The organism is Streptomyces sp. Edi4, assembly GCF_040253615.1.
GTDB lineage: Bacteria > Actinomycetota > Actinomycetes > Streptomycetales > Streptomycetaceae > Streptomyces.
On the sequence record NZ_JBEJGY010000004.1, the window covers coordinates 2,187,683 to 2,206,554 of the forward strand.

An 18,872-nucleotide genomic window follows, 5' to 3' on the forward strand; every position below is an offset into this window, starting at 1 on the left:
GGCCGAGGCCAGAGAGCTGTAGAGGGTTGGGGCGTCGGCCGTTGCACACGGTTCCCCAGCCCCGCCGTTACGGACTGGCACTGCAACCCCGCCGGTCTACGCCCAGGACTCTGGCTGCAGCATTCCGCCCAGGCGGCCCGGCAGGCCGGAAGGCCTTCTTGACATGAGCTTGATCATGGCTGGCACACCGGCTTCCAGACAGCTATCGGAACCTTGCCCCCGGGCATTTCATCAGGCGAGGTCAATGCCTGCCCCACCGGGAGCGCAGGCTCCAGCCGCTGGGGTTCTATCTGGCAGGTGGGCGGATCCGTTCTCAAGCGCAACGTGGCGGGAGCGGCAGTAGGTACTTTTGTGGGTATCTGGGAAGGGAAGAATCCGCTTGACGCCCTCGTTTCGTCCGGTGGCAGCAAGAAGGTCAACCCGCGCGGCATCACAGACCGGTACAGGTGCTCCGAACAGTCACGCGACCAGCGATACATATACTCTCCGCTCATGGCCGGAAAACCGACTGGCGCTGCGGCGCCGATGTGCCCTGGCCAAGACCTCAAGCCCCCGAACTCGCGAGACACTGGCGGTCTCCCGAACCCGCCCGGATTTCCTGCTGGCAACGTCCAGGATTCAACTGGCGGGTGGCTCCACAATAGATCGCAGATAATTGGCGACAGGTTTTACGGGAAGGGCATACCGGAAAATATATTCACAGGGTTCCGACTCATGAATACAAGCGGCATGAAATCGTGTGAGAATAGAATGGCATCCGCGCTCCACAGTGGTCAGCCAGTTACATACGGCGCAAGTCTCGAATACGGGAATCCATCGTCTCCGATTCCCACCGCGATCAACATGACCGCATCGACGCCAAGCGGCAACCTGTTTACCAAGCGAATGCAAAACGTGAATGTCAGAGGGGGAGGATGTTGAGTATCGAATCGCTAGAGGCCGCATTGCCGGGCTTGATCACCCATAGGCTGCCGGTTCGGCGGCGAGTCGACTGGAAGACCGTCTGCGGGCGACTCGGAACCAGTCTGCCTGGCGACTACATCGATCTGGCCGAACTCTATCCGTGGCTGAAGATCAACCAGTTCCTCGCTGTCACCTCACCTGTCCCCGGAGCCGAGGGCGCATTTGTTGAGCAGATGCGGGAGAATCTCGGAGCGCTCGATGAAATGTCGCAGCAAGACATGAGCGGAGGATATCCAGCCTTCCCTACGCCTGGCGGGCTGTTCCCGTGGGGGTCTTCGGTGGACGGCGATGAATTCCATTGGGTTACGAAGGGTGAGCCCGATAGATGGACCGTCGTAGTGGCTGGCGCGAACGACGACTGGTATCACCATAATGGCGGCATCACGGACTACCTCGCCGGACTCTGCGCGGGAACCGTTCCACCCTATGGCCTTCCCTCGGGCTTCCCTGGAAGCAATCCGACAGTCTCCGTAGGGTAAGATCTGGCTGAAACACTGTGGGGCCTCAGAGGTAGAGGGCCCCCACAGTGCTGTCGAGAGTCCACGTCTCCCGACTATCTGAGACGTTCCAGCTGGAAATTGAATACGTCGGACTGGCGTTACGGCCCCCGCTGTCTTTGATCACTCGGTTCGGTAATCGGCATACGCCGGAGTGGGACGCTGTTGGGGTGGCTTATCAACCTGTTTCCCCGGCTGCCGGCTCGCCTCTTCCTCCTTTGACGCGGCCTCAGTTGGCGGAGGCGATGCGTGTTCGGGCGGTCGAGTTGTTCGAGGAGGGTGTCTCGAATACGGAGATCGCGCGGGCGGTGGGGGTGTGTGCGGAGAGTGTGCGGCGTTGGCGTCGGGTGTGGGAGGAAGGCGGTGCTTCAGCGTTACGGCGGCGTGCGGCGACCGGACGGCCGCCCAAGCTGGACGACACACAGGTCGAGGTGGTCCGGGCCGCGTTGGAGCGAGGGGCCCAGGCTCACGGTTTCGAGGCCGGCCTGTGGACCCTGGAGCGGGTCGGCACCGTCGTAGAACGGGAGACGGGGGTGATCCTGTTGCGGGCGTCGGTGTGGCGGCTGCTGACCGGCCGGCTGGGATGGAGTCTTCAGCGGCCCGAGCGGCGCGCGGTGGAGCGGGATGAATCGGAGATTGCCCGCTGGGTCTCCCACGAGTGGCCGCGCATCGGTAGACGTCTTCGGCGACACCGCCTACTCCACCGGTGAGATACGCCGGGCCCTGGACGGGGCTGGACACCGGCTGTTCCTCAAACCCGCCCCGCTGCGGCCCGCCGTCCCGGGCGGCTTCACCCTCGACGACTTCGCCATCGACACCACAGACGCTGTCGTGACCTGCCCGGCCGGACACACCGTGGGCCGGGCCTGTCTGCCCCCGGCGGGGCAGCACCACCAGCGCAAAGCCTCTTTCAGGGACTTATGCACCGGATGCACCTGCGCGAGCGGTGCACCAAAGCCAGGGCCGGACGCATCCTGACCATCCGCCCGCACCACGGCCTCCAGACAGCCGCCCGCCACCAGGTCGCCACCGACCCCAGCTGGTAGGCCGACTACCGCCGCTGGCGGCCACCGGTCAAACGCGCCGTCGCCCGGCTCGTCCACCACGGCAACCGGCGCCTGCGCTACCGCACCACCATCAAGAACGACACCTGGCTCCACACCCGAGCCGCCGCCCTCAACCTCCGCCGACTGATCAACCTCGGACTCACCCACACCAGGGGCACCCGGCACATCGCACCAGCCAGTGCATGACCGCAGGGGCTGTCCGGCTTGACGGCGGACAGCCCCTCACCAAGATTTTCATCGGCCTTCTAGCCGCGCACCCGCGCGGTGGAGGCCCGCACCACCAGCTCCGGCTGGAAGACGAACTCGGTGCGCTGGACGGGCGTCCCGCCGATCTCCTCAAGGAGCGCGGAGACCGCGGCGGCCGCCATCGCCTGCACCGGCTGGCGCACCGTGGTCAGGGGCGGGTCGGTGAAGGCGATGAGCTGGGAGTCGTCGAAGCCCACCACCGAGACGTCGCGCGGCACGTCCAGACCGCGCTCGCGCGCCGCGCGCACCACGCCGAGCGCCATCATGTCGCTGCCGCAGACGATCCCCGTACAGCCCTGGTCGAGCAGCGCGCCCGCCGCCACCTGACCGCCCTCCACGCTGAACAGGGTGGGCCTGATGTACGCCGACGCCTCCTGTTCGCGCAGCCCGAGCCGTTCGCCGAGCGCCGCGGTGAACCCCTCGGTCTTGCGGCGCGAGGGGACGTAGCGCGGCGGGCCGATCGCGAGTCCGACGCGGGTGTGCCCGAGGTCGGCGAGGTGACCGACCGCCATCCGCATCGCCGCGTGGTCGTCGGGCGACACGAAGGGCGCGCGGATCGCGTCGTTGTACCCGTTGACCAGGACGTGGGGCACGCCCCGTTCGGCCAGCGCCCGGTAGCGGGCCGGGTCGGCGGAGGTGTCGGAGTGCAGTCCCGAAAGGAACACGATGCCGTTGACGCCCCGCTCCTCCAGCTGCTCCACCAGTTCGTCCTCGGTGGGCCCGCCCGGCAGCTGGGTGCACAGGACGGGCGTGTAGCCGTGGCCCGCGAGCACCTGCTCGACCGCCTGGGCGAAGGCGGGGAAGATCGGGTTGGTCAGCTCCGGGGTCACCAGGCCGATCAGACCCGCGCTGCGCCGGCGCAGCCGGGCCGGGCGCTCCCAGCCCAGGACGTCCAGGGCGGCCAGCACCCGCTGCCGGGTGGGGGCCGCCACCCCCGGTTTGCCGTTGAGCACGCGGCTGACGGTGGCCTCGCTGACGGCGGCCTGGGCCGCTATCTCCGCCAGGCGCGGCCCGGCCGGCTGCGCGGCGAGGTTCACACCGTCCACCACACCGTCGTGTCGGCGGGCAGCTCGAACCGGTCGCCGTCCACGGCGACGGGGGCGCTGGCCAGGACGAGGCGGCCGGGCACGGGAAGCGACACCAGACGGCCCGTCAGATTGACCGTGCACACGAAGCCCTCGCGGGCGAAGGCCAGCACCCCGTCGGGCGCCTCCAGCCAGCGCAGGTCGTCCCCCGCGCCGAGGCCCGGGTGGGCGCGGCGGGCGGCGATGGCGCGGCGGTAGAGCTCCAGGGTGGAGTCGGCGTCGCCGGTCTGCGCCTGGACGCTGAGCCCGGCCCAGGAGTCGGGCTGCGGGAGCCAGCTGCCGCCCTCGCCGAATCCGTACGAGCTGCCCTCGATGGTCCACGGGATCGGCACGCGGCAGCCGTCGCGGAAGCCGTCCTGCCCTGCGGCGCGGTGGAAGGAGGGGTCCTGGCGCACCTCGTCGGGCAGGTCGGTGACGTCGGGAAGGCCCAGCTCCTCGCCCTGGTAGACGTAGGCGGAGCCGGGCAGGGCCAGCATCAGGAGAGTGGCGGCGCGGGCCCGGCGCAGGCCGAGTCCGCGGTCGCCCGGGGTGCGCAGCTGGGTGCCGAGGCCGGGCGGGTTGGCGAAGCGGGTGGCGTGCCGGGTGACGTCGTGGTTGGACAGGACCCAGGTGGCCGGGGCGCCGACCGGGCGCATCGCGGCGAGCGAGACGTCGATGACCTCGCGCAGCGCCGCCGCGTCCCAAGGGGCGCCCAGATACTGGAAGTTGAAGGCCTGGTGCAGTTCGTCGGGGCGTACGTAGTTCGCGGTGCGCTCGACCGTGGGGGTCCAGGCCTCGGCGACGGCTATGCGCTCGCCGTCGTACTCGTCGAGGATGGTCCGCCAGGAGCGGTAAATCTCGTGCACGCCGTCCTGGTCGAAGAACGGCATGACGTCCTGGCCGAGCAGCTTGAGCTGGTCGTGGCCGCCGATGTCGGGCAGACCCGGCGCCTTGACCAGGCCGTGCGCCACATCGACGCGGAAGCCGTCGACGCCCATGTCGAGCCAGAAGCGCAGGATGGAGCGGAACTCGTCGGCGACGGCCGGGTGGTCCCAGTTGAGGTCGGGCTGCTCGGGGGCGAACAGGTGCAGGTACCACTCTCCCCCGGCCTCCGGCTGGGAGGTGCCCCCATCGCCTGACGGCGCCTCGGTACGGGTCCAGGCGGGCCCGCCGAAGATGGACTCCCAGTCGTTGGGCGGGAGCCCGCCGTCCTCGCCCTTGCCCGGGCGGAAGTGGTAGCGGGCCCGCAGCGGCGAGCCGGGGCCCTCGGCGAGGGCGCGCTTGAACCACTCGTGCTGGTCGGAGGAGTGGTTGGGCACGAGGTCCACGATGATGCGAAGGCCGAGCTCGTGGGCGTCGCGGATCAGCGCGTCGGCGTCGAGCAGGGTGCCGAACATCGGGTCGATGGCCCGGTAGTCGGCGACGTCGTAACCGGCGTCGGCCTGCGGGGAGGCGTAGAAGGGCGAGAGCCACACGGCGTCGACGCCGAGGTCGCGCAGGTAGGGCAGCCGGCTGCGCACGCCGTCGAGGTCGCCCATGCCGTCGCCGTTGCCGTCGGCGAAGCTGCGCGGATAGACCTGGTAGATCACGGCGTCCCGCCACCACTGGGTTCCGGTCGTCCCGGTGAGGCGGTCGGGGGCGGTGAAGTGCTGGGTCATGTCGTCCTTAAAAGGGGGGTCTGGGGGCGTGACGCCCCGAGCCTTCGGTGTCGAGGGGCCGGGTCCGAGCCCGGCTCAGCCCTTGGTGGCACCCGCGGTCATGCCGGTGACGAGGTGCTTTTGCACCAGGTAGAAGATGGCGGAGACCGGGATCGCGATGAGGACGGCGGTGGCGGCCATGTAGTTCCACTGGGCGTCGTGCTGGCTGACGAAGCTGGAGAGGCCCACCGCGAGCGTGTACTTGCTGTCGTCGAGCATGAACGTGGAGGCGAACGCCACCTCGCCCCACGCGGTGAGGCAGGTGTAGAAGGCGGCGACGGCCAGGCCCGGCCGGGCCAGCGGCAGGATGAGCCGGAAGAACGTGCCGAACGGGGTCAGCCCGTCCACCCGGCCCGCCTCGTCGATCTCGACCGGGATGGTGTCGAAGTACCCCTTGAGCATCCACGCGCAGTACGGGACCGCGGTGGAGCAGTACACGAGGATCAGGCCGCCGTAGGTGTCGATGAGGCCCATGTCGCCGAGGATCTGGTACATCGGCACGATCAGTACGGCGATGGGGAACATCTGGGTGACCAGCAGCACCCACATCAGCTTCTTGTGGCCGGGAAAACGCATCCGGGACACCGCGTAGCCGGTGGTCGCCGCGAACATCACGCCGATGACGCAGGTCAGGACGGCGACCAGGGCGGTGTTGCCGAGCCAGGTGAAGAACTTGGTGTGCTCGGTGACGAAGGCGTAGTTGGAGAAGGACAGCTTGGACCAGATGCGGCCCGGGTGCAGATAGTCGTCCTTGTCGGGCCCGAGCGAGACGAAGACCAGCCAGGCGATCGGGAAGAGGGCGACCAGGCTGGCGAGGCTCAGCGCGAGGTGCGACAGGACGGCGGTGCGGCGCCGGCCGTGGTCGCGGGAGACGGCCTTGGTGGTCATGGGGGCATCAGACCTGTTCATTGCGGGCCAGCCAGCGACGGTAGAAGGAGGAGAAGACGATCAGGATGGAGAGCAGCAGCACGCCGTAGGTCGCCGACTGCGCGAACTCGCGGGGCTGCTGGCCGAAGCCGAGCCGGTAGGCCCAGGTGACGAGGATCTGGGCGTCGGGGGCGCCGCCGTTGCCGAACAGCAGGAAGATGATCACGAACTGGTTGAACGTCCAGATGATGCCGAGCAGGACGACGGTGGCGCTGACCGGGCGCAGGCCCGGCAGAGTGACGTGACGGAAGCGCTGCCAGGGGCTCGCGCCGTCCATCTCGGCGGCCTCGTACAGCTCACCGGGGATGGTCTGGAGGCCGCCGAGCAGCGAGACCATCATGAAGGGCACGCCGACCCAGGTGTTGACGAGGATCGCGGCGAGCTGCTGGAAGTGCGGCTGTTCCAGCCACTGGGGCTGCGGCAGGTGCACCGCGCCGAGCACGGTGTTGACGATGCCGGAGTCGCTGAGCATCAGGCGCCAGGAGAAGACGGTGACGAAGGTGGGCACCGCCCAGGGCAGGATCAGCGTCATCCGGTAGAAGGTGCGCCCGCGCAGCTTCTGGTTGAGCAGCAGGGCCAGCGCGAGCCCGATGGTGTAGTGCAGGGTCACACAGGCGACGGTCCACACCACCGTCCAGATGAAGTGCGACCAGAACCGGTCCCAGGAGGTCGGCCCCCACAGGATGTCGGCGTAGTTGTGCAGGCCGACGAATTCGTAGGTGCCCGGGATGTGGTTGGCGCCGATGGTGCGCGCCGAGTTGAGGCTGTCGGCGTCGGTGAGCGTGTAGTACACGCCCTGGACGAGCGGATAGAGCACCAGGACGCCGAGCACGACGACGATCGGCGCGACCATCGCGTACGCGTACCAGTGCTTCTGCCAGGAGCGCCGCAGGCGTTCCAGCGGTCCACGGCGCGCCGTGGACGCGCTCGCGGGGGCCGCGCCATCGACGGCAACGGTCATCTCGACACCTTTTCCGGGGAGTTCGGCACACGTGCGTACCGCCGGGCCGTCCCGGTGGGGGAACGGCCCGGCGGCGGGGCTCACTTGGTGAAGCCGGGAACCAGCTTGGCCATGTCCTGCTCAAGGCTCCTGGTGGCGTCGGCGACGGACTCCTTGCCGTCGGCGACCTTGGGCAGGGTGGTGTCCATCGGGGTCCACAGCGAGCTGTACTCGGGCAGCTCGGGCCGGGGCTTGGCGGCGGGCAGCACGCTCTGGAAACCGGCGATGCCCGGGTCGGCCTTGACCTGCGCGGTGTAGGCGTCGTCGCGGGTCGGCAGGGTGGAGTTCTTCAGGGCGATGGTCTCCTGGCTCTTGGCCGAGGTCATGAAGTTGACGAACTTCATGGCGGCGGCCGTGTGCGCCTTGTCGGAGCCGGCGTACACGGACAGGTTGTGGCCGCCGGTCGGGGCGCCCGCCGTGCCGGCGGAGCCGGCCGGGACGGTGGCGATGCCGAGGTTGGCCTTGTCCTTGAACGCGGAGCCCTTGTAGAAGTTGGTGATCTCCCACGGGCCCTGGATGATGGCGGCGACCTTGCCGTTGACGAAGGCGTCCTGGATGTGGGCGTACGCGTCGGCGGTGACGTCCGCCTTGTGCAGGCCGGGGCCGTCGAACAGGCCCTTCCAGGTGTCGAGGCCCTTGACCGCCGGGGCACTGGCGATGGTGACCTTCTTGGCGGCGGTGTCGACGGTGTCGGTGCCCTCGCCGTACAGGAACGGCTGCGCGTAGTACCCGGCGGTGGAGCCCCAGAACCCGTCGACGCCGGCCTTCTCCTTGACGAGCGCGGCGTCCGCCTTCAGCTCGTCCCAGGTGGCGGGGGCCTTGACGATGCCGGCCTGGGCGAACAGGGCCTTGTTGTAGACCAGGGCCAGGGTGTCGGTGACCAGCGGGACGCCGTAGGTCTTGCCCTCGAACTGGGCCTGCTTGATCAGGCTCGGCCGGAACTTGGCCTGGTCGGCCAGGGCCTCGGTGCCGTCGAGCGGCACGAAGTAGCCCTTCTTGGCGAAGGCGGGCGTCCAGCCGACCTCGGCGCGCAGCACGTCCGGGGCGCCCTTGGCGCCGGCGGCGGTGTCGAACTTGTTCTGCGCCTGGTCGAAGGGCACGTTGACGTACTTGACCTTGATCTTGGGGTTCGCCTTCTCGAACTCACTGACCAGCGCCTGGTACACGGGGGCCTCGTTCGTGGCGTTCGAGGTGTCCCACCACGTGAGGGTGACGGGGCCGTCCGCCGAGCCGCCGTCACTGTCGCTGCCACCGCAGGCCGTCGCCGCGAGAGCGAGGGTCGCCGCGATCGCGGTGGCCGCTATGCCACGTCGCATGAGAACTCCTTCACTGGGTGCCGTCCATCACGGCGCCGGATCGCCAGGAACGTAACAAGGATGAAAGGCGACCGAAAGACCTTGCGAAGAATTTCTGCAAGCCCGGTCGATCGTTACACCAGCGTGTCCGCACGGTTGCCGTTGTGCGCCTTGTCAAAGCCGGTACGGCTGGTCCATGAGGAACCGGGCCGGACCTGCAAGGCTTCCGCAAGCCCTTGCAAGGCTGTTACTTTCGAGGGGCCGACGGCGTTCATCCCGGGGACGCGAGGACCGTCGCCGCAGGGCTTTCGAGAGGGACCAGACATGACGCAGGAGCTGACGACCCCCGCCGCCGTCCAGGAGCGCACCCGCCCGGGCACCGGCTGGTGGCGCGACGCGGTGATCTACCAGGTGTACGTGCGCTCCTTCGCGGACGGCGACGGCGACGGCGTCGGCGATCTGCCCGGCATCACGGCCCGGCTGCCGTACGTGAGGGAGCTGGGCGCCGACGCGGTCTGGCTCACCCCCTTCTACGCGTCCCCGCAGGCCGACGGCGGCTATGACGTGGCCGACTACCGCAGCGTGGACCCGCTCTTCGGCACCCTGTCCGACGCGGACGACCTGGTGCGCGAGGCTCACAGGATCGGGCTTCGGGTCATCGTCGACGTCGTCCCCAACCACACCTCCGACCAGCACCCCTGGTTCCGGGAGGCCCTGGCCTGTGGCCCCGCGCGCGAGCGCTACCACTTCCGCCCCGGGCGGGGCGAGAGCGGTCAACTGCCGCCCAACGACTGGGAGTCGGTGTTCGGCGGACCGGCCTGGACGCGGGTCGCCGACGGCGCGTGGTACCTGCATCTGTTCGCCCCCGAACAGCCCGACCTGAACTGGGACCACCGCGAGGTGCGCGAGGAGTTCGACTCCGTACTCCGCTTCTGGCTCGACCTCGGCGTCGACGGGTTCCGCGTCGACGTCGCCCACGGCATGGTCAAGGCGGCCGGGCTGCCCGACATCGGCGCGAAGGAGCAGGCCAAGCTCATCGGCAACCAGGTGCTCCCCTTCTTCGACCAGGACGGCGTCCACGAGATCCACCGCCACTGGCGCGAACTGCTCGACGGCTACGAGGGCGAGCGCGTCGCGGTCGCCGAGGCCTGGGCACCCTCGCCCGAGCGCCTGGCCCTGTACGTACGCCCCGACGAGCTGCACCAGGCCTTCAACTTCCAGTTCCTGACCTGCCCTTGGGACGCCGAACGGATGCGCGCGACCGTCGACGCCTCGCTCGCCGCCACCGGCGCGGTCGGCGCCCCCACCACCTGGGTGCTCTCCAACCACGACGTCGTACGCCATGTGACCCGCTACGGCGGCGGCGAGCAGGGCCTGCGCCGGGCGCGCGCGGCGGCGCTCCTCACTCTGGCGCTGCCCGGCTCCGCCTATCTCTACCAGGGCGAGGAGCTGGGCCTCTTCGAGGTCACCGACCTGCCCGACGAGGTGCGCCAGGACCCCGCCTTCCACCGCGCGTCCGGCCAGGACGGCTTCCGTGACGGCTGCCGGGTGCCGATGCCGTGGACGGCGGACGGCCCCTCCCTCGGTTTCGGCGCGGCCGCGCCCTGGCTGCCGCAGCCGGCGTCCTGGCGGGGCCTGTGCGTCGCCTCCCAGTCGGGCGACCCGCACTCGACGCTCGAGCTCTACCGCGCGGCCCTCGCCCTGCGCCGGGAACTGCCGGGCCTCGGCGACGGCACGATGAGCTGGCTGCCCGCGCCCGACGGCGTGCTCGCCTTCGCAAGGCCCGGCTTCGTGTGCACCCTCAACACGGCGGACCACCCGGTCCAACTTCCGCTTCCCGGAAGGCCGTTGCTCACCAGCGCCGCCGTCGAGTTCGGCGCCGCGCACGCCTGGCTGCCGGCCGAATCCGCCGTCTGGTGGGCAATCTGACGTGGGACCGGTACAGTCCAATCCCGTGACCGCACGGCTCGCCGACATCGCAGCCCAGGCGGGGGTCAGCGAAGCCACAGTAAGCCGCGTGCTCAACGGCAAGCCCGGCGTGGCAGCGGGCACCCGCGAATCCGTTCTGGCCGCACTCGACGTGCTGGGCTACGAGCGGCCCGTCCGACTGCGCCGGCGCAGCGCGGGGCTCGTCGGCCTGATAACGCCGGAGCTGGAGAACCCGATCTTCCCCGCCCTCGCGCAGGTCATCGGCCAGTCGCTGACCCGGCAGGGCTACACCCCGGTTCTCGCCACCCAGACCCCGGGCGGCTCCACCGAGGACGAGCTCACCGAGATGCTGGTGGACCGGGGCGTCTCCGGGATCATCTTCGTCTCGGGGCTGCACGCGGACACCACCGCCGACATGGAGCGCTACGAGCAGCTGCGCGCCCAGGGCGTCCCCTACGTCCTGGTGGACGGCTTCTCGCCGAAGGTGCAGGCGCCCTTCATCTCCCCCGACGACCGGGCCGCGATGCGGCTCGCGGTGACCCACCTCGCCGCGCTCGGCCACACCAGGATCGGCCTGGCCGTGGGACCCAAGCGCTTCGTGCCGGTCCTGCGCAAGATCGAGGGGTTCACGGCGGGGATGCAGGACCGGCTCGGCCTGAGCCTCGCCGACGCGGAGTCCTTGATCCAGCACTCGCTGTACACCCTGGAGGGCGGCCAGGCGGCCGCCGCCGCGCTCATCGCGCAGGGCTGCACCGCGGTGGTGTGCGCCAGCGACATGATGGCGCTCGGCGCGATCAGGGCCGCGCGCCAGGCGGGTCTCGATGTGCCGCGGGACATCTCGGTGGTCGGGTTCGACGACTCCCCGCTGATAGCGTTCACCGACCCGCCGCTGACCACGATCCGCAAGCCCGTGACCGCGATGGGTCAGGCCGCGGTCCGCGCGCTGCTCGAAGAGGTCGGGGGCACCCCCGCGCCGCACAGCGAGTTCGTGTTCATGCCCGAGCTGGTGGTACGCGGTTCCACCTCGGGCGCGCGCCATCCCCGCCCCTGACGCACCCGGGGAAATCCTCATCCCGCAGGAGTAGCGGGTGCGGAGCGAACCCGACCGGAGGATGATCGGCGGAGGGTATGTGCATCTGGCAGACTCTCTCTCCATGGGTGACATGACCGTGAAAACTCTGGAAGGCCGGACGGCCGCTCCAACCAAGGGACCGCCGGCCTCACCCTCCACAGCCAACGAACCGGGGCGAAACGGCTTTTCCGCCCGGGTCCGAAGCCTGCGCCGGCCGCGTCGGCCGCGCATCTGGTTCGAAGTCCTTCTGATCGCGGTGAGTTACTGGGTGTACTCACTGATCCGCAACGCCGTGCCGGAGCAGAAGGCGAAGGCGCTCCGTAACGCCGACTGGATCTGGAGCGCCGAGCACCACCTGGGCATCGCGGTGGAACAGTCGGTCAACCACGCCGTGAACTCGGTGACATGGCTCGTCGTCGGCATGAACTACTACTACGCGACGCTGCACTTCATCATCACGATCAGTGTTCTCGTGTGGCTCTTCCGCAGTCACCCCGGCCGTTACGCGGCGTCACGGCTCGTCCTCTTCGCGACGACGGGCGTGGCCCTGGTCGGCTACTTCCTCACCCCCCTCGCGCCGCCCCGTCTGATGAACGGCGGCGGCTTCATCGACACGGTCCTTGTGCACCACACCTGGGGCTCGATGGCCTCGGGCGACCTGAAGAACATGTCGAACCAGTACGCGGCGATGCCGTCCATGCACATCGGGTGGTCGACCTGGTGCGGGCTGACGATCTTCGCGCTGGCGTCCGCGCCGTGGGCGAAGATTCTGGGTCTGCTGTATCCGATGGCCACGCTCGTGGTGATCGTCTCCACGGCGAACCACTTCTGGCTCGACGCGGTGGGGGGTCTGCTCTGCCTCACCTTCGGCGTCCTGGTCTCCCGCGCGTGGTACGGCTCCCTGCCGCACCGCCTGCCGCGGCGCGTCGGCCCCGGCGGCCCCGGCGGCCCCGGCCAGGGGGTCTCCGCCCGGCCGGCGCGGACGTAGTCACACCGCGGGCCGCGCTGGGCCGCTCGCGCAGTTCCCCGCGCCCCTGGCGGAGTCCATGCCGGCCCGCATGGGCATGGTCAGCCCGTCCGGGGGCTGGGGCGGAGCTCCGGGGTTACAGGTGTGCGCCGTAGAACAGTTCCTCCACGACACCGCGCGCCCTGCGGGTGAGGCGACGGTAGTCCTCCAGCATGTCCCCGACATGCCCCGGCCCGTACCCGAGGTAACGACCCACCGCCGCCAGCTCCCGCCCGTCGGAGGGAAACGTGTCCCCGGCCCTCCCCCGCACCAGCATGACCCCGTTGCGCACCCGCGTCGCCAGCACCCACGCCTCGTCCAGTATCGACGCGGCCTCGGTGTCGATGAGCCCCGCCGCGTGGGCCGCGGCCAGGGCCGCACGGGTTCGGGTGGTCCGCAGCCCGGGCAGCTCCCATCCGTGCCGCATCTGGAGCAGCTGGACCGTCCACTCCACGTCCGAGAGGCCGCCACGCCCGAGCTTGGCATGCAGCGTGGGGTCGGCGCCGCGCGGCATCCGCTCGGACTCCATGCGGGCCTTGAGACGGCGGATCTCACGCACCGCTTCGTCGCTCAGGCCCCGCACCGGATACCGCAGCGGGTCGATCAGCTCGATGAATCGGGCCCCGAGCTCCGCGTCGCCCGCCATCGCCTCCGCCCGCAGCAGCGCCTGGCTCTCCCACCCCAGCGACCAGCGCCGGTAGTAGGCCTCGTACGACTTCAGGGTGCGTACCATCGGCCCCGACTTGCCCTCCGGGCGCAGATCCGCGTCGATCATCAACGGCGGGTCGGCGGCGGGCAGTTGGAGCAGCCGGCGCATCTCCGCGACGACCCGGTTGGCGGCCCGCGCGGCCTCCTGCTCTTCGACGCCCTCGCGGGGCTCGTGGACGAACAGGACGTCCGCGTCCGAGCCGTAACCCGCCTCGTGGCCGCCGAAGCGCCCCATGCCGATGACCGCGAAACGGGTCGGCAGCGTCTCGCCCCACTCGGCCCGCACCGCCGCGCGCAGGGCGCCCGCGAGCGTGGCCGCGTTCAGATCGGTGACCGCGCCGCCGACCCGGTCGACCAGCGCGCCCGGATCCTCCTCCGCGGGGTTGTCCTCGGTGCCGTACGAGCCGATGAGGTCGCCCGCCGTGGTGCGGAACAGTTCGCGCCTGCGCACCCCCCGGACCGCCGCGACCGCGCCCTCGGCGGTCTCGGCCCGGCCGACGGCGGCCATGATCTCCTGTTCGAGGTGGTCGCGGCCGCGCGGCACGAGCCCGTCGGGGTCGCCGAGGATGGCCACCGCCTCGGGGGCCCGCAGCAGCAGATCGGGGGCGAGCCGGCCGGCCGAGAGGACCCGGGCCAGGTTCTCGGCCGCCGCGCCCTCGTCCCGCAGCAGCCGCAGGTACCAGGGGGTCTTGCCGAGCGCGTCGGAGACCTTGCGGAAGCCGAGCAGGCCCGCGTCGGGGTCGGCGGAGTCCGCGAACCAGCCCAACAGGACGGGCAGCAGGGTGCGTTGGATGGCGGCCTTGCGGCTCACGCCCGAACTCAGCGCCTCCAGGTGGCGCAGGGCCGCGGACGGGTCGGCGTAACCGAGCGCTTCGAGGCGGTGCGCGGCCGCGCGGGGGCTGAGCCGGATCTCGCCCGGCGCGAGCTGGGCGACGGCGTCCAGGAGCGGGCGGTAGAACAGCTTCTCGTGCAGACGGCGCACCACCGAGGCGTGCCGCTTCCACTCCTTGTTGAGGCTGGCGACGGGCTCGGTGCGCAGGCCGAGCGAGCGGCCGAGGCGGCGCAGGTCGGCCTCGTCCTCGGGCACCAGGTGGGTGCGGCGCAGCCGGTGGAGCTGGATGCGGTGCTCCATGGTCCGCAGGAAGCGGTACGCCTCGTCGAGCTGGGCGGCGTCCGCGCGGCCCACGTAGCCGCCGGCGGCGAGCGCCGCGAGCGCGTCCAGGGTGGTGCCGCTGTGCAGGGTGGCGTCGCTGCGTCCGTGCACCAACTGAAGGAGCTGGACGGCGAATTCGACGTCGCGCAGACCGCCGGGGCCGAGCTTCAGCTCGCGCTCCACCTGGCCGGCGGGGATGTTCTCGATGACCCTGCGCCGCATCTTCTGTACGTCGGCGACGAAGTTGTCCCGCTCGGCGGCCTGCCACACCAGGGGGGCGACGGCCTCGACGTACTCCCGGCCGAGTTCGGGGTCGCCCGCGACCGGGCGGGCCTTGAGCAGCGCCTGGAACTCCCAGGTCTTGGCCCAGCGCTGGTAGTAGGCGAGGTGGCTGGAGAGAGTGCGTACGAGCGGGCCGTTGCGGCCCTCGGGGCGCAGGTTGGCGTCCACCGGCCAGATCACGCCCTCGACGGTGGTCTCCGAGCAGATCCGCATCAGATGCGCGGCAAGGCGGGCGGCGGCCTGCATGGCCTTGCCCTCCTCGAAGCCGTCGACGGGCTCGGCCACGAAGATCACGTCGACGTCGGAGACGTAGTTGAGCTCGTGCCCGCCGCACTTGCCCATCGCGATGACAGCGAGCCGGCACTGGGCGGCGTCGTCGGGCGCGGCGGCGGACGCGATGGTGAGCGCGGCGCGCAGGGTCGCGGTGGCGAGGTCGGCCAGTTCGGCGGCGGCCTCGGCCACGTCGGTGGTGCCGCACACGTCACGGGCCGCTATGGCCAGCAGGCAGCGCCGGTAGGCGACGCGCAGGCTGACGGGGTCGCCTGCCTCGGCCAGGCTCCGCTCGAACTCGGCGACGCCCGGGTGCAGGTCCTCGGCCTCGTAGGTGACCAGGGCGTGCCAGTCGTGCGGGTGGCGGGCGAGGTGGTCGCCCAGGGCCTCGGAGGCGCCGAGCACGCCGAGCAGCCGGTCGCGCAGCGGCTTCGCGGTGACCAGGGTGTCCAGGAGCGCGCGGCGCTCGTCGTCGTCCTGCGCCGGCGCCTCCACGAGGCGGACCAGGCCGGCGAGGGCGAGGTCGGGGTCAGCGGTGGCGCCGAGTGCGTCCAGGAGGACGGGATCGGTGCGTACGGGGGTGAGGCCGGGGGTTTCGAGCAGGCGCTCGGCGGCGGAGGGGTCGGTGAAGCCATGCCGCAGCAGCCGTGTGAAGGTACTGCTCCTGCGCCCCGGCGCCGGCACCGTCATGTGGCCGCCTCCCACGTCGTCCGTGGGTCGAGCCTATCCGGCGACCGGGGTCGGGGGGCGGGGTGGTGGCCCCCGCGTGCCCCGAGGCGTCGCCCTTCGGGCGCGGGCGGCGCGGGGGTTGCTCGCGCGGCGGGGTCGGTGCGGGCCCGCACCGGCACCCTCAGCCTGTGTCCGCGCCCCTGACGGGGCCGGTGCTGGCCCGCATGGGCATACCCAGCCCGCATGGGGCCCCTTGGGGGAGTTTGAGGACGAGCGCCCTTCAGGCGCGAACGGGGTCCGGGGCGGAGCCCCAGGGGCCCCGACTGCGGACCGTGCGTGGCCGGCCGCACAGTTCCCCGCGCCCCCGGCAGGGTCCGTGCTGGCCCGCACCGGCAACCTCAGCCCGTCATGGCGGTCCCCCCTGGCCCTCAAGGCCTTGGGGGAGATCGAGGACGAGCGCCTTCAGCGCGAACGGGGTCCGGGGCGGAGCCCCAGGGACCCCGACTGCGGACCGTGCGCGGCCGGCCGCGCAGTTCCCCGCGCCCCCGGCAGGGTCCGTGCTGGTCCGGACCGCAACCTCAGCCCCTCCCCCGGCGGGGCTGGTGGGGGCCGGCACAGCAACCTCAGCCTGCCCCCGCGCCCCCTGCGGCGCTGGTGTGGGCCGGCACAGCAACCTCGGCCCCTCCCCGCGCCCCCGCGGATCCGCGTGAGCGAGGACACACATTTGCTTGGTCGCGTAAGTGAACCCCATTCTGGGACCTTTCGTCTTCCCGAGCGATCAGGTTCTGACCAGACCTGATCGAGCACGCACCCACGGCCGGCCCCGGCACCCCGTGCTCACGCACCAGTCCGGCCCCAAGCCGCCCGTACCGAAAGACCACACCCATGGACCCCAGGCCGCCGCTGCGCTCCGCCCTGCTCTCCCGGCGCGGCGCCGTCGCCGGTTCCGCCCTCGTCGTCCTGCTCGTCTCGGGCGGCGTGTTCGCCGAACTGGCCATGTCCGACAGCGAAGGGCAGGCCAGGACGGGCGGCCACCCCGTGAACGCCGGCCCCGTGGAGGCCCGCCCCGCGTCCCCGCCGCCCGTGCGCCCGGACGGCGGCTCGGTGATGCAGATCATGGCCCACCCGGACGACGACCTGTTCTTCATGAACCCCGACACCGGCCAGTCCCTGCGCTCGGGCCGCCCCATGACGTCGGTCTACGTCACGGCGGGCGAGGCGGACGGCGTGAACTCGCCGCCGGCCAAGAAGGGCGAGCGCAGGCCCGCCGCCGACCGGGCCGCGTACGCCGAAGCCCGCCAGAACGGCATACGCGGGGCCTACGCGCAGATGGCGACCGGCGACCGGGCCGGCTCCTGGACGCGCCGCTCCATACCCACCGCCGGCGGTGGCACCGCCGAACTCGACACCCTCGACGCCCACCCCGGCATCCACCTGGTGTGGGTGCAGCTGCGCGAGGCCGAGACCATCCTCGGCAAGCAGCCGCACAGCCTGCGCGGCCTGTGGAACGGCCAGACCGGCGCGCTCGCCTCGCAGATCGCCTCGGGCAGCCCGGCGCACGCCTTCACGTACACCAAGGACCAGGTCGTCAAGACCCTGGCCGGCCTGATGGAGCGCTTCCGCCCCACCCACGTACGCACCATGGATCCGACGCCCGGCCTCGACGGCAGGCCGGGGAAGATCATCGATCACCAGGACCACATCTACAGCGCCCGCTTCGCCCAGGCCGCCCTCCAGGAGTACGCCAGGTCCGCCAACCACCCGGACTTCAGCGTCCAGACCTACTTCGGCTACAACACCAGCCACCTGCCGCACACCTTCCCCAAGGCGGCCGCCGACGCCAAGGCCGCCGTCGTGGAGACGTACGCCTGGATGGACCCGGACGACAACTACTGTGCCAGTGCGGCCGGTTGTGGCGACCGCAAGGTCGCGCCCGACCCGCACGGCAACAACTGGGCCGAGTCCATCCGCTACAGCCGCACCAACTCCACCTCCTGGCTCACCTCCGGCGCCGACGGCAGCCTGTGGGCGTTCGGCGTGCTCAACCAGCGCGTCGCCGTCTGGCACAAGCCGCCCGGCGCGAACAGCACCTGGGACGCGCCCGGCCTGCTGCCCGGCGACGGCATGGACCCGGGCGTGAGCGCCACGCGCCTGGCGGACGGCCGCCTCGCGGTGTTCGGCACCCGTACGCTCTTCGGCGCCGGACCCGGCGGCTACCAGCGCGAGGCGGTCGCCACGGTGCAGCGGCCGGACGGCACGTTCGGGCCGTGGCGCTCCCTGGGGGCGCCCCGCACCAGCGGCGCGCCCGGCGCGGGCGGCGCCGACGGCGTCTTCGACATGTCCACTCCCAGCGCGGCGGTGGACGGCACCGGAAAGCTCACCGTCTTCCTGCGCGGCGCCGACCGCCGGCTGCACTCGGCGACCCTGACCGGGGACGGCGGCTGGACGCCGTGGACCTCGCTCGGCGGCGCCGCGCTGATCGGCGACCCGGTGGCGGCGACCGACGGCGCCGGACGCGTCCACGTCTTCTCCAGCACCCCCTCCTCCATGGCCACCTGGGCCCAGCGGGACCCGGGCGCCCCGATGCCCGCGCGCGCCGAGGACACCGGGCTCCCGCCCAACACGACGGGCCTGTCCGCCCACGCGGACGGCGCGGGCGTGCGGGTGTACTACCGCGCGGCGGACTCGGGCGACGTACGCACCGTGCTGTTCACGGGCGCGCGCCCCGCCGCGCCCACCGGTCTCGGCGGCACCTCCGGCTACGGCATGGTCGGCGCGGCGGGCCCGCTCGTCGCGGGCCGCGCCGCCTCGGGCGCGCTCGCCACCGCCGAGCCGGGCACGGACGGCACGCGCTGGGCGGCGGACAGCGGCATCCTGTTCACCGGCGCTCCCTCGGCGGTAGCGGACGGCCGGGGCGCGGTGGCCGCCGCGATCGGCCTCGACGGACGCCTGTACTGGACCCGGGCCGCGGGCCCGGGCAGCCCCGCCGCTCCCTGGCAGCCGGCGTCGGACTGACCGCCGGGCTCT

At 71.3% G+C, this 18,872-nt stretch carries 14 protein-coding genes and 1 pseudogene; 9 read left to right on the top strand and 6 right to left on the bottom strand.

All coding sequences use genetic code 11. The annotated features are described in order from the left end of the window. Positions 1 to 525 precede the first annotated feature (525 nt). The 5 genes and pseudogenes from ABR738_RS11930 to ABR738_RS11950 all read left to right on the top strand — a co-directional run. Positions 526 to 921: a DNA/RNA non-specific endonuclease gene (locus ABR738_RS11930; RefSeq protein ID WP_350234534.1), complete on the top strand. Its 396-nt coding sequence runs from the start codon at positions 526 to 528 to the stop codon at positions 919 to 921. Then, on the top strand, positions 915 to 1,442 hold the full coding sequence (locus tag ABR738_RS11935; protein ID WP_350229946.1) for a hypothetical protein: 528 nt from the start codon (positions 915 to 917) through the stop codon (positions 1,440 to 1,442). The genes ABR738_RS11930 and ABR738_RS11935 overlap by 7 nt, the downstream gene beginning before the upstream one ends. A 263-nt stretch (positions 1,443 to 1,705) precedes the next feature. Further along, positions 1,706 to 2,170 (top strand): winged helix-turn-helix domain-containing protein, encoded by a 465-nt coding sequence (locus tag ABR738_RS11940; RefSeq protein WP_350234535.1) that lies wholly within the window; start codon positions 1,706 to 1,708, stop codon positions 2,168 to 2,170. 210 nt (positions 2,171 to 2,380) lie between these two features. Then, on the top strand, positions 2,381 to 2,506 hold the full coding sequence (locus ABR738_RS11945; RefSeq protein ID WP_350229947.1) for a hypothetical protein: 126 nt from the start codon (positions 2,381 to 2,383) through the stop codon (positions 2,504 to 2,506). 15 nt (positions 2,507 to 2,521) lie between these two features. Then, a pseudogene (locus ABR738_RS11950) lies at positions 2,522 to 2,713 on the top strand (IS5/IS1182 family transposase); the annotation flags it as partial. Positions 2,714 to 2,772: 59 nt separating this feature from the next. Here the strand turns inward: ABR738_RS11950 and ABR738_RS11955 are convergent. The 5 genes from ABR738_RS11955 to ABR738_RS11975 form a co-directional block, all read right to left on the bottom strand. Next, positions 2,773 to 3,822: a LacI family DNA-binding transcriptional regulator gene (locus ABR738_RS11955; RefSeq protein ID WP_350229948.1), complete on the bottom strand. Its 1,050-nt coding sequence runs from the start codon at positions 3,820 to 3,822 to the stop codon at positions 2,773 to 2,775. After that, positions 3,807 to 5,495 carry a glycoside hydrolase family 13 protein gene (locus ABR738_RS11960; protein WP_350229949.1) on the bottom strand — a complete coding sequence of 563 codons (1,689 nt, stop codon included), beginning with the start codon at positions 5,493 to 5,495 and terminating at the stop codon, positions 3,807 to 3,809. The genes ABR738_RS11955 and ABR738_RS11960 overlap by 16 nt, the downstream gene beginning before the upstream one ends. A gap of 75 nt (positions 5,496 to 5,570) precedes the next feature. Further along, positions 5,571 to 6,422 carry a sugar ABC transporter permease gene (locus ABR738_RS11965; protein ID WP_350229950.1) on the bottom strand — a complete coding sequence of 284 codons (852 nt, stop codon included), beginning with the start codon at positions 6,420 to 6,422 and terminating at the stop codon, positions 5,571 to 5,573. Between the two features lie 7 nt (positions 6,423 to 6,429). Next, positions 6,430 to 7,422 carry a carbohydrate ABC transporter permease gene (locus ABR738_RS11970; protein ID WP_350229951.1) on the bottom strand — a complete coding sequence of 331 codons (993 nt, stop codon included), beginning with the start codon at positions 7,420 to 7,422 and terminating at the stop codon, positions 6,430 to 6,432. A gap of 80 nt (positions 7,423 to 7,502) precedes the next feature. After that, complete coding sequence (locus ABR738_RS11975; protein WP_350229952.1) at positions 7,503 to 8,777, bottom strand: extracellular solute-binding protein; 1,275 nt, start codon at positions 8,775 to 8,777, stop codon at positions 7,503 to 7,505. 303 nt (positions 8,778 to 9,080) lie between these two features. On the opposite strand from ABR738_RS11975, the gene ABR738_RS11980 reads away from it, so the two are divergent. The 3 genes from ABR738_RS11980 (at position 9,081) to ABR738_RS11990 (ending at position 12,745) form a co-directional block, all read left to right on the top strand. Next, the gene (locus ABR738_RS11980) at positions 9,081 to 10,685 is read left to right on the top strand and encodes a glycoside hydrolase family 13 protein (protein ID WP_350229953.1); all 1,605 of its coding nucleotides are present in this window, start codon (positions 9,081 to 9,083) and stop codon (positions 10,683 to 10,685) included. 25 nt (positions 10,686 to 10,710) lie between these two features. Further along, positions 10,711 to 11,736, top strand: a complete 1,026-nt coding sequence (locus ABR738_RS11985; protein WP_350229954.1) for a LacI family DNA-binding transcriptional regulator — start codon at positions 10,711 to 10,713, stop codon at positions 11,734 to 11,736. A 289-nt stretch (positions 11,737 to 12,025) separates the two neighbouring features. Then, positions 12,026 to 12,745 carry a phosphatase PAP2 family protein gene (locus tag ABR738_RS11990; RefSeq protein WP_502964072.1) on the top strand — a complete coding sequence of 240 codons (720 nt, stop codon included), beginning with the start codon at positions 12,026 to 12,028 and terminating at the stop codon, positions 12,743 to 12,745. A 115-nt stretch (positions 12,746 to 12,860) separates the two neighbouring features. Here the strand turns inward: ABR738_RS11990 and ABR738_RS11995 are convergent, their stop codons facing one another. Then, the gene (locus ABR738_RS11995) at positions 12,861 to 15,866 is read right to left on the bottom strand and encodes a bifunctional [glutamine synthetase] adenylyltransferase/[glutamine synthetase]-adenylyl-L-tyrosine phosphorylase (protein ID WP_350229956.1); all 3,006 of its coding nucleotides are present in this window, start codon (positions 15,864 to 15,866) and stop codon (positions 12,861 to 12,863) included. 864 nt (positions 15,867 to 16,730) lie between these two features. Here ABR738_RS11995 and ABR738_RS12000 point away from each other — a divergent pair. Next, positions 16,731 to 18,860: a PIG-L family deacetylase gene (locus ABR738_RS12000; protein ID WP_350229957.1), complete on the top strand. Its 2,130-nt coding sequence runs from the start codon at positions 16,731 to 16,733 to the stop codon at positions 18,858 to 18,860. The last annotated feature ends 12 nt before the right edge of the window (positions 18,861 to 18,872 follow it).

Bases quoted from the DNA above. Each gene is read 5' to 3' on its own strand.
- ABR738_RS11930 (WP_350234534.1), top strand. From the start codon at position 526: ATGTGCCCTGGCCAAGACCTCAAGCCCCCGAACTCGCGAGACACTGGC.
- ABR738_RS11935 (WP_350229946.1), top strand. From the start codon at position 915: ATGTTGAGTATCGAATCGCTAGAGGCCGCATTGCCGGGCTTGATCACC.
- ABR738_RS11940 (WP_350234535.1), top strand. From the start codon at position 1,706: ATGCGTGTTCGGGCGGTCGAGTTGTTCGAGGAGGGTGTCTCGAATACG.
- ABR738_RS11945 (WP_350229947.1), top strand. From the start codon at position 2,381: ATGCACCGGATGCACCTGCGCGAGCGGTGCACCAAAGCCAGGGCCGGA.
- ABR738_RS11960 (WP_350229949.1), bottom strand. From the start codon at position 5,495: ATGACCCAGCACTTCACCGCCCCCGACCGCCTCACCGGGACGACCGGA.
- ABR738_RS11965 (WP_350229950.1), bottom strand. From the start codon at position 6,422: ATGACCACCAAGGCCGTCTCCCGCGACCACGGCCGGCGCCGCACCGCC.
- ABR738_RS11970 (WP_350229951.1), bottom strand. From the start codon at position 7,422: ATGACCGTTGCCGTCGATGGCGCGGCCCCCGCGAGCGCGTCCACGGCG.
- ABR738_RS11975 (WP_350229952.1), bottom strand. From the start codon at position 8,777: ATGCGACGTGGCATAGCGGCCACCGCGATCGCGGCGACCCTCGCTCTC.
- ABR738_RS11980 (WP_350229953.1), top strand. From the start codon at position 9,081: ATGACGCAGGAGCTGACGACCCCCGCCGCCGTCCAGGAGCGCACCCGC.
- ABR738_RS11995 (WP_350229956.1), bottom strand. From the start codon at position 15,866: ATGACGGTGCCGGCGCCGGGGCGCAGGAGCAGTACCTTCACACGGCTG.
- ABR738_RS12000 (WP_350229957.1), top strand. From the start codon at position 16,731: ATGGACCCCAGGCCGCCGCTGCGCTCCGCCCTGCTCTCCCGGCGCGGC.